The organism is Chloroflexus sp. MS-CIW-1 (genome assembly GCF_030444705.1).
In the GTDB taxonomy this organism is placed as follows: domain Bacteria; phylum Chloroflexota; class Chloroflexia; order Chloroflexales; family Chloroflexaceae; genus Chloroflexus.
The window spans coordinates 2,019,725-2,034,499 of record NZ_JAUBWR010000001.1; the positions used below are offsets into that span (position 1 = coordinate 2,019,725).

13 protein-coding genes and 1 tRNA gene are annotated in these 14,775 nt (G+C 53.9%); 9 read left to right on the forward strand and 5 right to left on the reverse strand.

Annotated features, from left to right (window positions below; all coding sequences use genetic code 11):
• Window positions 1-77: 77 nt before the first annotated feature.
• Window positions 78-1,055 carry a deoxyhypusine synthase family protein gene (locus QTO31_RS08150; RefSeq protein WP_031459898.1) on the reverse strand — a complete coding sequence of 326 codons (978 nt, stop codon included), beginning with the start codon at window positions 1,053-1,055 and terminating at the stop codon, window positions 78-80.
• A gap of 363 nt (window positions 1,056-1,418) precedes the next feature.
• On the opposite strand from QTO31_RS08150, the gene QTO31_RS08155 reads away from it, so the two are divergent.
• The 4 genes from QTO31_RS08155 to QTO31_RS08170 all read left to right on the forward strand — a co-directional run bounded on the left by QTO31_RS08155 (window position 1,419) and on the right by QTO31_RS08170 (window position 5,723).
• A complete protein-coding gene (locus tag QTO31_RS08155) occupies window positions 1,419-1,700 on the forward strand; it encodes a DUF4212 domain-containing protein (RefSeq protein ID WP_028459820.1) in 282 nt (93 codons plus the stop codon).
• Between the two features lie 33 nt (window positions 1,701-1,733).
• The gene (locus tag QTO31_RS08160) at window positions 1,734-3,893 is read left to right on the forward strand and encodes a sodium:solute symporter family protein (protein WP_301428699.1); all 2,160 of its coding nucleotides are present in this window, start codon (window positions 1,734-1,736) and stop codon (window positions 3,891-3,893) included.
• 91 nt (window positions 3,894-3,984) lie between these two features.
• Window positions 3,985-5,319, forward strand: coding sequence for a DUF5010 domain-containing protein (locus QTO31_RS08165; RefSeq protein ID WP_301428700.1), 1,335 nt, complete (start codon window positions 3,985-3,987; stop codon window positions 5,317-5,319).
• A 113-nt stretch (window positions 5,320-5,432) separates the two neighbouring features.
• Entirely contained in the window at window positions 5,433-5,723 is a 291-nt protein-coding gene (locus QTO31_RS08170; RefSeq protein WP_031459901.1) for a helix-turn-helix transcriptional regulator, read from the forward strand.
• A gap of 200 nt (window positions 5,724-5,923) precedes the next feature.
• Here the strand turns inward: QTO31_RS08170 and QTO31_RS08175 are convergent.
• A tRNA-Arg gene (locus QTO31_RS08175) sits at window positions 5,924-5,999 on the reverse strand.
• Window positions 6,000-6,270: 271 nt separating this feature from the next.
• Complete coding sequence (locus QTO31_RS08180; RefSeq protein ID WP_031459902.1) at window positions 6,271-7,368, reverse strand: NAD(P)-binding domain-containing protein; 1,098 nt, start codon at window positions 7,366-7,368, stop codon at window positions 6,271-6,273.
• A 768-nt stretch (window positions 7,369-8,136) separates the two neighbouring features.
• Here QTO31_RS08180 and QTO31_RS08185 point away from each other — a divergent pair.
• Complete coding sequence (locus QTO31_RS08185) at window positions 8,137-8,682, forward strand: AAA-associated domain-containing protein (protein WP_031459903.1); 546 nt, start codon at window positions 8,137-8,139, stop codon at window positions 8,680-8,682.
• Between the two features lie 61 nt (window positions 8,683-8,743).
• Here the strand turns inward: QTO31_RS08185 and QTO31_RS08190 are convergent, their stop codons facing one another.
• Entirely contained in the window at window positions 8,744-8,887 is a 144-nt protein-coding gene (locus tag QTO31_RS08190) for a hypothetical protein (protein ID WP_301428701.1), read from the reverse strand.
• A 1,711-nt stretch (window positions 8,888-10,598) separates the two neighbouring features.
• Entirely contained in the window at window positions 10,599-11,864 is a 1,266-nt protein-coding gene (locus tag QTO31_RS08195) for an MFS transporter (RefSeq protein ID WP_301428702.1), read from the reverse strand.
• A 317-nt stretch (window positions 11,865-12,181) separates the two neighbouring features.
• Between QTO31_RS08195 and QTO31_RS08200 the strand changes: the two genes are divergently transcribed.
• The 4 genes from QTO31_RS08200 to QTO31_RS08215 all read left to right on the forward strand — a co-directional run bounded on the left by QTO31_RS08200 (window position 12,182) and on the right by QTO31_RS08215 (window position 14,755).
• The gene (locus QTO31_RS08200) at window positions 12,182-13,363 is read left to right on the forward strand and encodes an MBL fold metallo-hydrolase (protein ID WP_031460864.1); all 1,182 of its coding nucleotides are present in this window, start codon (window positions 12,182-12,184) and stop codon (window positions 13,361-13,363) included.
• Window positions 13,364-13,438: 75 nt separating this feature from the next.
• Complete coding sequence (locus tag QTO31_RS08205) at window positions 13,439-13,687, forward strand: sulfurtransferase TusA family protein (protein ID WP_031460863.1); 249 nt, start codon at window positions 13,439-13,441, stop codon at window positions 13,685-13,687.
• A gap of 31 nt (window positions 13,688-13,718) precedes the next feature.
• On the forward strand, window positions 13,719-14,294 hold the full coding sequence (locus QTO31_RS08210; RefSeq protein WP_301428703.1) for a DsrE/DsrF/DrsH-like family protein: 576 nt from the start codon (window positions 13,719-13,721) through the stop codon (window positions 14,292-14,294).
• A gap of 92 nt (window positions 14,295-14,386) precedes the next feature.
• Window positions 14,387-14,755 (forward strand): rhodanese-like domain-containing protein, encoded by a 369-nt coding sequence (locus QTO31_RS08215; RefSeq protein WP_301428705.1) that lies wholly within the window; start codon window positions 14,387-14,389, stop codon window positions 14,753-14,755.
• The last annotated feature ends 20 nt before the right edge of the window (window positions 14,756-14,775 follow it).

Here is a 14,775-nt window from a genome sequence, read left to right on the forward strand (position 1 = left end):
CGCCCCAGATGGCGTATTTGACGAGGAAAGGGAAGGAAGTTACCTTGTGTGGTGAACAAACATGGAATAGCGCAACGTTACCAACCCAGCACCAGCGCAAAGATCAGTGGTGCCACGATAGTTGCATCTGATTCGATGACAAATTTAGGCGTATCCACTGCCAGTTTCCCCCAGGTAATCTTCTCATTTGGTACAGCACCTGAATATGAACCGTAGCTCGTGGTTGAATCACTGATCTGGCAGAAATACCCCCAGACTGGAACACCGTCGCGTCCTAAATCTTGATGTAACATTGGCACTACACAAATCGGAAAATCACCAGCAATACCGCCCCCAATCTGGAAAAAGCCAATTGAGGCTTCTGCCGAAGTGCGGGTGTACCAGTCGGCCAGATCGATCATATACTCGATACCGGTACGTACTGTGTGGACATTCTTGATTTCGCCGGTAATACAATGAGCAGCATACATATTCCCGGTTGTCGAGTCTTCCCATCCCGGAACGTAAATTGGTAGGTTCCGCTCCATTGCGGCATACACCCACGAGTCGCGTGGATCAATCTGGTAATACTGTTCGAGTTTACCGGTGCGCAAGATGCGATAGATAAACTCGTGCGGGAAGAAGCGTTCACCGGTTCGATCGGCCTGCGTCCACTCATCGAGCAGGGCTTTTTCGAGGCGCCGCAACGCTTCTTCTTCAGGAATGCAGGTATCGGTCACTCGATTCATATGGCGTTCCAGCAGCTCTTGTTCTTGCTGCGGACTCAGGTCGCGATAATGGGGCACTCGCTCGTAGAAGTCGTGGGCGATCAGATTGAAAATATCCTCTTCCAGATTGGCGCCGGTGCAGGAAATCGCATGTACTTTGTTCTGCCGGATCATCTCGGCCAGGGAAAGGCCGAGTTCGGCAGTGCTCATTGCACCGGCCAGGGTAATCATCATCTTTCCACCCTGATCGAGATGACGGCGATACGCCTCGGCGGCGTCAACTAATGCAGCCGCATTGAAATGCCGAAAATGATGACGAATGAACTGGCTAACCGATCCTTTGGTCATTGCTGTATGTCCTTTCTGCTCATTTGTCCTGTTGCATCTTATGAGGCACTGTATGCTCACGCCTGCTGATTATAGCACCTTCATCCCTTCCTCCCGTTACTTGTGAGGTTTTCCACTTGAAACCAAGGGATAATTTACCAAAACTTTACAAAAAACTTAACCTGTGCTGAAAAAGGATTGCTACAATCATCTCACCGCGATATGAGATGCATAACCGGCATGTTGTATACCAGCCAGTGCACTGTTGTTGCCAACCATGGAATGTGGCACCTCTCACCAGGTTTGTGAGTAGTACTGGTATGGTCAGGAATGGTCGGAGTGCATCGTCTGGAAGCAGCAGTGTAGCACGTTAAAGGAGGTCCTATGTCGGATCTAACGAAGCTCCCGGTGGCGGAGCGCAACCGTCGGTACTGGCAAGAGAATCTGCGCCTGATCACCATTCTGTTAGTGATCTGGTTTGCCGTTTCGTATGTGCCAGTCCTGTTCGTCGAAGCATTGAATAACATCGTCATTGCCGGTTTTCCGCTCGGCTACTACATGGGCAGTCAGGGATCGCTCATTGTCTTCGTCGTCGAAATTTTCTACTACGCTTACGCAATGAACAAGTTGGATGCCAAGTACGGTTTGAGTGATCGTGACCGCTAATAAAGTCTTTTCATCTTCAAAGGAGGAGAACTGATGTCTGCTTCAGCTCAGAGCCAGAGCGTTTTTCGTAACCGGTTAGCACGCTACTACGGTTACTTTACGATTGGTTTTATCGGCTTTAGCCTGCTAATGTTGCTGCTGGAGGTATTGGCCGGCTTACCCACCCAAATTATTGGCTGGATTTTCCTGTTGCTAACGATGGCCCTCTACGCGACGATTGGTATTCTCTCGCGAACCAAGCTGCTCGATGAATACTACGTTGCTGGGCGTAATGTGCCGGCTGTCTTCAACGGCATGGCCACCGGCGCCGACTGGATGAGCGCGGCATCGTTTATTTCGATGGCCGGTACTCTCTGGCTACTCGGCTACGATGGTCTGGCCTACATTATGGGCTGGACGGGCGGCTACGTGCTGCTGGCGCTGCTCTTCGCGCCGTATCTGCGCAAGTTCGGTCAGTACACAATACCTGACTTCGTTGGTGCTCGCTTCGGTGGTAATACGGCACGGGTTGTAGCGGCCATCTGCGCGATCATTGTTTCACTGACCTACGTTACGGCACAGGTAGTTGGTGTCGGTCTCATCATGCAGCGCTTTGTTGGCGTTGACTACACCATCGGTGTCATTCTTGGGCTGTCGGGGGTGTTGGTCTGTTCGTTCCTGGGTGGAATGAAGGCTGTAACTTGGACGCAGGTAGCTCAATATATCATTCTGATCACCGCATACCTGATTCCGGTAACGGCTCTGTCAATTCAGCTTACTGGTTTCCCGATTCCGCAGTTGAGCTATGGTCAGGCCCTTCAGCGGATTCAAGAGCTGGAAGTTCAGCAGGGTTTGTCGAAGAAGACCGAGTCACCAGTAGTCCCTGGGAAATTTATTACCAGTGGTTATATTCCACCCTTTAACGAGGGCCTTAGCAACGCTGCCGCAGTCGATGCTGTTAAGCAGCTCAACACACAGTTCGGGCTGAATCTGACCCCACCGGCTGCACAAACAATTCCAGACCCTAAGAAGCCGGAGTTGGGTGACTGGCGTGGTACACCCTGGAACTTCCTCGCGCTGATGGCCTGTCTCATGCTGGGGACTGCCGGTCTGCCACATATCCTCATTCGTTTCTACACTGTGCCGAGCGTTCGTGAGAGCCGAATGAGCGTTGGTTGGTCGCTCTTCTTCATCTTCCTCTTGTACTTTACTGCGCCTGCCTACGCTGCCTTCTCGCGCTGGCAAATTCTGGAAAATGTGGTCGGTAAGCAGATCAGTGAGTTGCCCGGTTGGACGAAGACTTGGGCTAGCAACGGTCTGATCGTGATTCGTGACCTGAAGGTTCTCGATGGAGTTGAGATCGGTAAAGAACCGGGCTGGGTGAAGAACTTAATCAATGCCAAATCACTGGTCGTTGAGGATGCGAACGGCAATGGCAAGATCGATCTTGGAGAATGGGAGGACATCGGTGAGGGCAAGGGTCGCGCTGGTGAGATTTCTGGTACGGTGGTAACGAAGGCACGGGTCGATGGCATCTTGCAGCTTAACGAGTTGGGCCGCGCTGCGGCTGATGGAATCGATGGCGACCTGGTCGTGCTCTCGACCCCGGATATTGCTGGTCTCCCCTTCACGATCGGCGCGATGATCGCAGCGGGTGGTCTGGCAGCAGCACTCAGCACAGCTGACGGTCTGCTCGTGGTGATTGCATCGGCGATTGCCCACGACATCTACTTCCGCACGATTAACCCCAAGGCCAGCCTCAACACTCGTATCGTGCTGGGTAAGTCGATGATTGTGGTAGCTGCTGTTATTGCTGCACTCCTGGCAATGCCACGCCTCGCCCTAATCGCCCAAATGGTGGCCTGGGCCTTCTCGATGGCTGCCTCGACATTCTTCCCGGTCGTGTTGCTCGGTATCTTCTGGAAGCGTGCGAATGGCCCCGGTGCCATTGCTGGAATGATCGGTGGTCTGGCCGTTACACTCTTCTACATGGCGAATAACTACGTCAATCCAGCGTTCAATGTCCTTGGCATCTCACATCTCGGCGCCGGTATCTTTGGTCTGCCAGTGGCGATTATCTTGATTGTGGTGGTGAGCTTGCTCACGAAGGAACCATCGAAAGAGATTCAGGACCTAGTAGACAATCTGCGCAACCCGATTACCGATGATGAGGGTATGTCGAAGATGGTCGATAAGATGGCGCCGGCGAAGTAAACCAGTTATCTGAACAGTTGGTAGCGTGGGAAACTATTCCCACGCTATTTTTCTTTCCCTCACCGATTCGGATGTGCTATACTGCTGGTGTATGAAGCAGCGCAGTGGTTTTTCAATCGGCATCATAACGTATTGGCTTACTGTAGTTTTACTGTTCACCATCCTGGTAGCCTGTAGTCCGCTCCAGGTGGTTGATCCGTCACCATCTGCGGTTCCTGCTGAGACGCCAGTACCGGTGTTGCCATCACCGACAGGTCGGGCAACACCCACATTACCCCCTACACCGACGATCATACCCTCGTCTCCGACCCCAGTTATCCCAACAGCTACCGCCCCTGCTCAGACGGCACAGACTCTGCGCCGTGAACCGCCTCTCGGCACCTTCTTCTTCTACTGGTATAACTGTCCACAGCAAGAATGTGATGCGAGGCAACTACTTGCCGTCCCACCGGGATGGTTGACACCACTTCCCGGCGATCCTGATCCACGTGATGGCTTCAGTTACTCTTCGTATAACTACGACTGGTACGAGCAAGAGCTGCGGACAATGGCAGCAACCGGTATTGATATGGTCTTTCCGGTGAGCTGGGGCGATCATCCGCATCCGTGGTTTCGCAACGATCGGCTTGATCTCCTGGTGCAGGCCAACGGTGTGCTTGAACAACCTCTGGCAATCGGGATGTTTCTCGATACCACCGCCCAACAGGGAATGTATCAAGAGTTCCTTGGCCAAGGGTACCGTTTTGGGCCTGATGTTCCACGTCTCCCCTTGCGTGATCCGCGGAGCGGTTATTTCTTCTACAACCTGCACATTCGCGATTTCTTCAACCGGGTACCACGCGAGATGTGGGCCACTATCAATGGACGACCCATCATTATTACTTACACTGCTCTGTGCTGTGATAATCTGGAGTTGAGTGGTACCTTGTGGCGAGCGGTGAAGGATGCATTTCGGGCCGATTTTGGCGTTGAACCCTGGCTGATTCTGGAAGAGACCTGGCTGAATCCTCAGGCATTAGCACCGCCATCTGGTTTACCGGATAGTGCACAAGTAGCTGATGGTGTCTATCGTTGGGGGACGGCTCTGCTGGGGCCGTACACTGGTGAGTTGCGTGGGTTCAAGGTAAGCAGTGTTGGCCCTGGTTTCGACAATTCACGCATTCCGGGAGTACGCGAGCCGCGCATTCAACCACGCGATGAGCCACCAGGCGGTGGGTCGGTGGAACCCGGAGCATTCCTGCGTACCAGCCTGGCGGCTATTCCCCGCGATACCGATCTGGTGTTGATCGAGACGTGGAATGAGTGGCCAGAAAATACCGCTGTTGCGCTGGCAGCCTATACCGACCGTGAGGGTCGTTCCCTTCCCCCCGATTTCTACCTTCAGATCATCCGTGAATGGCGTGCGCACTTTACCCCGTTGCCGTAATGGATAAAGACAGAAAACATTGCGGGTAACGTTTCCCTCTCACGCCGGTCAAACACTGGTACAATACCATTATGAAACAGGTGTTTGCCTTGTGCGCCTAGAAAGATTGTTCTATGAGTTGGACGTTTCTGACCAATCACGCTTATGTTCTGCTGTGTATTACCCGTAATCCGCGGGCCACGGCTCAAGAAATTGCACAGATGGTCGGCATTACCGAACGTGCTGTGCAACGAATTCTTCACGACCTGCACGAGGAAGGGTACATCTCGCACGTGCGTGAGGGTCGGCATAACTACTATACGATCTATGGAGATCGTTCGCTACGACATCCAACGTTGCAAGGAATTACGCTACGCGAGTTGTTGGCAGTGCTTGCCAATGGTGCTGTTGTTGCCGGGGAATGAGGTAGGAAGTGGGGATTATCGTTTCGAGAGTGTTTGAACGTACTCTGCTCGATATTGAGGGAGAGACGCAAGATTGAGCGCAAGCGGATGCGCATATCTTCATTCCGCGCACGCTGCGGTTATACGAACAGCCTGACTCAACCTCTGACACTAAGCCTGCTAGGTTCTGGTAGCTGCACGAGCGAACATACTGGGGAAACTGGCGGGGCTGGCGCGACTCGAACGCGCAACCATCGACTTAGAAGGTCGGTGCTCTATCCATTGAGCTACAGCCCCGCACGCCCATACTATACTGCAAAATCATCGATTCTGGCAAGAGATCTCTGGTAGAGACTGTCTCCTCTGCTCCCACCGGGGGCAAGGAAAGGAGAGGCATGCCCTCCTCACCTTCCCCCAGTCTCCTCCCGAAGCAGGGGAGGATGGTGACCTACGGGTACGGACAGGTATGTTCGGTAACGACGCGGCATGGGGCGGTTGGGAATCGCGCCACTTCTCACACCTCGCACCACCTCTATCGGCTATTGAAAAGCTCTGTGCATCCGAAGACTCAGTTCGCCGCAATCTGCTCGAAGCTAAGCTGGTAATTACGGCTCGTTACATCACCTAAACGTGCTGGCCAACGTCCGGTAATTGCCTGCGTAATTTTGCCAGCGTGTTCGTGACAGTTCTCGATAAAGAGGGTATAACGTTGCTGAATACCGGCAGCAACCGTACCAGCTAGATATAAGCCAGGAACATTGGTTTCCATCGTTGCCGGATTATAAACCGGCACCCGATTCGGCCCTTGCAAGATGACGCCTGCCTGTTCAAGCAAACGTTGATCGCCACGAAAGCCGGTCGCCAGCAGCACAAAATCGGTCGGATAGTAGAACTGTTCAGCCGTCGGTTGACCATCGTCATCGGTATGCGCCAGCAGTACACCGCCCGTATCAATTGCTATCGGGCTTGTCTGCGCTAAAAATCGAATTGTTCCAGCTTCAACCTGAGCCATAAAGTCTGGCAGCAACCAGTGTTTCACCCGATTGGGATCAAGTTGCGCACGTCGATACGCCAGTGTTACCTGTACACCCGCTCGCCAGCAACGTAGTGCTGCCTCAACCGCCGAATTCTTCCCGCCGATAATCAACAACCGACGGCGAAAATACTCGTGCGGATCATGGAAATAGTGGCTTACGTGTGGTAGATCTTCACCGGGAATACCGAGCCGATTCGGATAGTGCATATCACCGATTGCCAGTACGACTTTTCGAGCCTGATAGCGCCGTTCACCACTGATTGGTCGAGTAATCAGCGTGAAGCCATCCTGATCACGTACCAATTCAGTAACCGGCTCGTAGGTGTGGACATGGAGATCGAACAACTCAACCACCGAACGCAAGTATGCCAGATACTCTTCACCGGTAATGCGCTGCTGATGGTTATTCTGAATTGGTACACCGGCAATCGCTAAGCGTTCGGTGGTGCTGAAAAAGTTCGTATTCCGCGGCCACCAGGTCATAGTATAGCCGATCTGATGAGCATCAAACTGAATATAGTCAACACCAGCCTGTTTAAGACAGACTGCCAGTTCAAGCCCGATTGGCCCGGCGCCGATAATTGCTACTTCATGTGACGCCGTTAGCGGTAATTCCTCATATCCTGTCATCTGTTGCCTCCATTTTATAACTGTACTCGTGCCACATGTATCATACCCGTAATTGAGCGTGAGAAGCGAGAAGGGCAATGAAGAAAAGGGAGAGCGGAGGAGTGTATTTCAAATGAGGCGTTTTTAGCGTTCTCAACTTCGATGTATCGTCGGTGACCGAGTTGATCACCCGCGATTATCTGGGGGAAATGCCCCCGCATCGCCTTCCTCCTGGCATCCCACCGTTGGAGAAGGCGTCCCCCTCTCCATCACCCCATCCTGATTTCCCTCCGGGTCGGGTGAAGATGCGTTCAAGTGCCTGGGGTATGAACACCATCGCTGTGCGTGCAATCGTCAACGAGAGCCGATGGATAGTAAACAGCACTTCGCATGAAGCACTGTCTGGTATGGAACGGAAGGTGCATACACTGCGTATCGCATTCATCTGCACGAACATGAACCTGGTATGTTTGAAAACCATGGATGAGCACACGAACACCCCGCCAGGAGAATTGAACCCGTGCTGAACGGTATAGAGACGGGCATAATCGGCCAGACGAGAAACGTGAGGTTCGTCAGAACCGGAAGCTGTACGCTGTCGCATGCATTGCAGACGGGTTGGGAATTGCTTCAATTCTGCTCACTCCTCAATTCTCTCCCTCTCTCTTCACCTCGCCACTGCCTGGAAAGAGAAAGCATGTTGAAAATTCCTATTGACACAAACGTTCTAATATGATATGGTAATGATAGACGACGAGCAGGTACGTGCAAGGAAGAGGAGGATACGTGATGCTGACCTCAGTTGATATTCCGCAGGCTGATCTCCTTTGGGATGTAGCGCGTGTAGCTGAAGCAATTGCACGTGGACGAGTGACGGCTGAAGATATTGGTGCCTACATCGGTGCAAAAGGTCAGCGTCAGGGACTCTACTACATGCAGGCTGCTCGCATTATCGGGCTGATCGAGATCGGCGAACAGGCTGAAACAGCCCAGCTCACCAAATTTGGTCTCGCTTTTGTCCGCTATAACCGCGCCGATCAACGTGCTGCGCTACGTCGCCAGTTGTTCCGCTATGAACCAACTCGATCAGTGATCGCTGCTTTGCGGGGCGCTCCCGAAGGACTTACCCGTAACGATGTTGCTCGTATCTTGCAAAAGCTTGCCCCACTTGCCGACTCAACAGCTCAACGCCGTGCTTCAACGGTGATTGCCTGGTTGACCGAGATTGGGTTAGCCGACTGGCGTGACAACCGGTTGTTCTACTGTGGGCCTGCGTTACCGGTTACCCCTTCGGTGATGCCATCAAATACGGTCTCTTTCGCTACCGGTGCGTAAGCGGTGTAGCGAACGCCAGGGTGCGATCTTGCCGTGTATCTACGCAGCATTTTTGTTACCGCTACAGCACTAAGGTCAGGGCTGGTGTGTGAGTTAATCGTACCCAATACCGTATTGCTCGCTCAACCCTTACGATATACTCGTGCCAGACCACATCGCCAACTATCGCCGTTATCGTGTTCGTCACCGTATTGGTTGCTCTCACCTGTCCGGTGTTTCCTGCATCAAACGGTAGGGCAAACACAGAGCAGCACGCACTGACAGCGTGTGTTCATTATCGTCACAAGGTTGGTCTTTTTCGACTATTATGCTCTTCATCACAGGCATCGGTTAGAGTGGGTGTCAAGTCCGTTTCAATCTCATCCAACCATATCCGCGAAGGGGAAAGATGCGGGGGAGCAGGTTCGTGCCGTAGTACGAATCTTGGCTGGCTGAAGCATGGTGAATCGGCAAAGATCACATTCAGCGCCTTCAGTTTCCGGTGCGTGCCGTAGCACGAGTCCCCCTCCACCTGGCGCATTGACCATGCCCACGCGGCTTACCCCGTAGCGCCGCCATTGGGCGTGTCTCGTGACCATCGTCCCGACGGCGAGCGGTGCAACGGAGGCTGATTCGACCGATGCCTCCCAGTGGATGGGCGCAGCGGCGCGGTGCTCCGACCGATCTGCTGCTGCGCCAGGAGATGTCGGAGAGGCGCGCCGTGACTATCGTTGTGAACCATTGGCAGGGCGTGTAGGGGCGAGGCGCCGTCTCGTCCCTCCCGGTACGCCTCCACCCGGCGCATCGACCAGGCCCACGCGGCCCACCCCGTAGCGCCGCCATTGGGCGTGTCTCGTGACCATCGTCCCGACAGCGAGCGGTGCAACGGAGGCTGATTCGACCGATGCCTCCCAGTGGATGGGCGCAGCGGCGCGGTGCTCCGACCGATCTGCTGCTGCGCCAGGAGATGTCGGAGAGGCGCACCGTGACTATCGTTGTGAACCATTGGCAGGGCGTGTAGGGGCGAGGCGCCGTCTCGTCCCTCCCGGTACGCCTACACCTGGCGCATTGACCAGGCCCACGCGGCCTACCCCGTAGCGCCGCCATTGGGCGTGTCTCGTGACCATCGTCCCGACAGCGAGCGGTGCAACGGAGGCTAATTCGACCGATGCCTCCCAGTGGATGGGCGTAGCGGCGCGGTGCTCCGACCGATCTGCTGCTGCGCCAGGAGATGTCGGAGAGGCGCGCCGTGACTATCGTTGTGAACCATTGGCAGGGCGTGTAGGGGCGAGGCGCCGTCTCGTCCCTCCCGGTACGCCTCCACCCGGCGCATCGACCAGGCCCACGCGGCCCACCCCGTAGCGCCGCCATTGGGCGTGTCTCGTGACCATCGTCCCGACAGCGAGCGGTGCAACGGAGGCTGATTCGACCGATGCCTCCCAGTGGATGGGCGCAGCGGCGCGGTGCTCCGACCGATCTGCTGCTGCGCCAGGAGATGTCGGAGAGGCGCACCGTGACTATCGTTGTGAACCATTGGCAGGGCGTGTAGGGGCGAGGCGCCGTCTCGTCCCTCCCGGTACGCCTACACCTGGCGCATTGACCAGGCCCACGCGGCCTACCCCGTAGCGCCGCCATTGGGCGTGTCTCGTGATCATCGTCCCGACGGCGAGCGGTGCAACGGAGGCCGCTCCGACGTTGAGTAGTGGGGCAAGACGATGCCTTGTCGTAGGAAGCACGAACCCTCTCTTCTTCACCTTGAAGCGAGGGATGCCTGTCACCGTATCGTCAGGGAGAATAGGGGGCGATCCCCAACCCTCCTCCACATGGCGCGCCGATGCGACAAGCGGACGTGAAAACGGCATAGCGAGGCATGACATTCATCGGCGTATCAGACACGACCGGGCATTAACGTTTTGGTGCAGACGTAACGTCATTCATCATGCCGACGGCGTTTGTTTAACCTGAAGCGGTACGGTTACCTGCCACTGGAGCATTCCAATACCAGCCATGCCTACCAGTGCCAGCAAGACAAACATAGTGTGATAACCTGCAAAAGTTGCCAACAGACCAACGAACATCGGCCCGATAGCTGCTACTGGCGCCAATGCCAGATTTGCGACCCCGATATAGGTTGTTCGTTCTGCTGGTGGGCTGAACGCAAAGACAAGCGTAAAACCGGAAAGTTGATAACCAGCCTGGGCTGCTCCAACCAGAGCAAAGACGAAGAAAAACCAAATGCTTGTTGGTGCGATCAATGCCAGTAGTAGGGCTATCATACCCATACCTGCCGATAGTACCAGCACTTGCTTGTGTCCCCAGCGGTCGGCCAACGCACCCAGACCGATATTTCCAACTGCCTGCGCTGCCAGCATAACACTGGTGAATAACCCAATATCGGCGGCTGGCAACTGAAACTGCTCAAGTGCAGCCGCCGTCAGAAAACTATGCCCTGTTAAGCCGAATGCAATTGCTGCACGACAAAAAAGGTAACGACGAAATGCAACATCACGGTGTAGTAACGGTATGAGGCCCCGTAAGAAGACATGAAATGGACGGGCAGGAATTGGCGCCTGCGCCGGTTCTACCGTCAAGGCGAGAAAGATATACGAAATCACCATCGCTGCAAAGCAGATAAGGGCGAGGATGCCGGCACTCTGCGGAAATGGTTGCTGGGACAGAATGGTTGCTGCTAGTACCCCACCGCCAATGCCAAACAGACCGCCTAAGCCAGCCTGTAGTCCAAAGAATAGCCCCCAACGTTGGGCTGGTATGATGCGGGCTATCAAATCTTGCCAGGCGATAGATGTTAAACCGGCACAGGTTGCAAAGATGGCATATAAACTCAAGACGATAACCAGCAAAATACTTGCTGGCAGGTCAGGAAGTGTCAGCAGAACGATCCCCAGTACCAGGAACGGTAACCGCTCACCGATTGTTGCTAGTAACACCCACGGTTTCCGTCGTGGCTGTGCTGCAATGAAGGGCGCTGTAAACAACCCCGGCAATAACCAGCCAGCAAAAAAGATTGCCGGGATGAGTCCTTGTACCCAGCGGGCATCCGTCAGTCGCTCGACGATTAACGGTAGTACTGTAAAGCGCGAAACCAGACTGATCCCAAATGTAAATGCACTGCCATCGAGGACGTTTAACCAGAAGTTGCGTTGGGCATAGCGAGCCAGTATCGCTTCCGATGGTGAAGACATAGCGAGAATTCCTGCCTTTGTTGAACGAATGCAACCATAACGGCTCTATCGTAGCGTTGTTTTATCGGTCGTGGATCGTCCACACGACGGATCATCTTCAGACGTATCTGTTCTTCCGTTGGCCTGGGTGGTGATCTTTTACGAACGGAACACTGCTCTGGCGTTCCCAGGTACTGTTGCTGCCATTGCCTGGTCTCTCTACGACTATCCTTACCAAATCCTAACAAAACCCTCGCATAACTCTAACGTTCGCGCAGTATGCTACGGCTGTAGGAAAAATGTGAGTCAGTTCACAAAAAATGAAGGGGTTACAAGCAATGACGTTGACACAAAATCAATCAACAGCTACTGAAATCTCACCACGCGAACTGTATGCCCGTCTTCTGAGCGCACAACCATTCTTCATCCTTGATGTGCGCAATGAAGAGGAATTTAAGCGAATGCCGATTGAAGGTCATGCGACCCTGCGCACGCTTAATCTCCCGTACTTCGACTTTATCGAGGATGAAGAGGCGGCACTGGCCCGGATGCCGAAAGATGTTACAGAAGTGGTTGTAGTCTGTGCTAAAGGTGGCGCCTCACAGTACGTAGCCGAAGTCCTGAACAATCACGGCTATCGTGCGGTGTCGCTCAGTGAAGGGATGATTGGCTGGGGTAACTACTACGATGTTCGTGACGTGGTTAGCAAAGAGTGGGGGCGGATTGTACAAATTGCCCGTCCTGCTCGTGGCGATCTGAGTTTTGCTATCATTAGCGGTGAGCAAGCGGTGCTAATCGATCCGCTGCGCCATATCAATGTATACCGCGAGCTGATTGATCATGCTGGGGCGAAGCTCACACTTATCCTCGATACGCACGTTCACGCCGATCACATCAGCGGCGGGCCAGCGCTGGCAAAAGAGACTGGTGCACCGTACTATATCCATCCTTACGACGCCATTCACCCAATCGATATGTTACCTGCGGTGATTGCCTACGAACCGCTGCGGGATGGACAGGTGTTCCAGATTGGCCAGGTGCGTATCACAACAATCTGGTATCCTGGTCATACACTTGGTCAAGTCAATTTCCTGGCTGAAACACCGGATGGTGGGCGCTATCTCTTTACCGGTGATGGTATCTTCTTGCGTTCGTTCGGACGCCCCGATCTTGGTGGTAAAGGCGAGGCTTGGACGCCAATCCTCTACCGCAGTATGTTCGAGTGGCTGCCACGTCATTTAACCGACGATACGGTCATCTTGCCAGCCCACTTTAGCTCGCTTGAAGAGGATGCCGGGAATGGTATCTTTGCGGCACCGTTTGCACAGGTACGCGCTCAGAACGATAGCCTGCGACCGCGCTCGCTCGAAGAGTTCACTACCTTCGTGTTGAGCCATCTGCCGGTGTTCCCGCCCGAATATGTTGAGATCAAGCGGGTGAACATCGGTCTGGTTGAGCCGTGTGAAGGCAAGGCCAGCGAGCTTGAGCTAGGCAAGAATATTTGTGCATTGGCCGGGTAGACGTTATACAATAAGAAGCAGTAGCGGCAGTAGGTGCATTACCACCGCCAGCAATTCATAGGGAGGAGAAACATTATGCCACATTTCGATCAGACACTCGACGTAAAGGGGGCCAAGTGCCCGATGCCACTGGTCAAGAGCCGAAAGGCAATCGCTGAATTACCGGTAGGGCAGGTCTTGCAGGTCATCTCGACGGATCGTGGGTCGGTGGCCGATTTTCAAGGATGGGCCAAGACTGCTAAAAATGTCGAACTGATTGCGCAAGAGACTGTGCAAGAGAATGGACAGGAGCTGTACGTTCACTACCTGCGGCGCACGGCCTGATTAGGAAGATTTCAGCGTAGGAAGGAAACCCATGTCAACTCCAACCACAGAAGTGATTGATACACAGGCGCTGCTGGCCCGCATTGCAGAGCTTGAACAGCGGGTGGCGGCACTTGAGCAATCACCGGCTCAGGGGATCGAAGATCGGCTGGCGATGGTAGTCTTTTCCGGCGATCTCGATAAGGCCATTGCCGCATTTATTATCGCGACCGGTGCTGCTTCGATGGGCCTGGAAGTAAGTATGTTCTTCACCTTCTGGGGGATCAGTGCAGTAAAGAAACAGAAGGTCTTCAGTGGCAAGAACATTCTCGAACAGGGCTTCACCGCGATGCTTCCCGGCAAACTGGGTGAGCTTGGTCTGTCGCAGATGAATTTCTTCGGCATTGGTGCGCAGATCATCCGGAATCTGATGAAGAAGCACGACGTAGCGTCGCCGGAAGAACTCTTCGCAATGGCCCGTGAGCTAGGGGTGCGGATGGTCGTGTGCGATATGTCGCGTGAACTGCTCGGTATCAAAGATGAAGAGCTGGTAGATGGTCTGGAGACCGGTGGTGTTGCTACCTTCCTTGGTGACGCTGCCCGTGCTAAAGTAACGCTGTTTATCTAAAAATAGGTAAACTGAACTGCGATTATTGATCGACGACGGCGCGATCACCGCTCAATGAGCGCGCCGTCGTTTATTGTGAAAGGATAGTGATTATGTTTCGCCAACTATTTCGTCATCTGCGAGAAGCACAACCACATCAAGTTGCAACGATGACGGTGCAAGAATTGAAAACGCAACTGGATGCACGTACTCCGATGGTGCTGGTTGACGTGCGTCAGCCAGAGGAATTTGCTTACGATGGTCATGTCGCCGGAGCGCGCTTGCTGCCGTTGCCGGTACTGGCAACGCGGTTAAACGAACTTCCGAAAGACCAGCCGATTGTCTGTATCTGTCGTTCAGGAAATCGCAGTCAGGTGGCCTGTGAAATGCTCCAACGCTATGGCTTTACCAATGTTACCAACGTTGTGGGTGGGATGATCGCCTGGCAACGCGCTGGTTATCCGGTCAATCGTCAGTCGTAGGATACACAGAAGGAGAGACA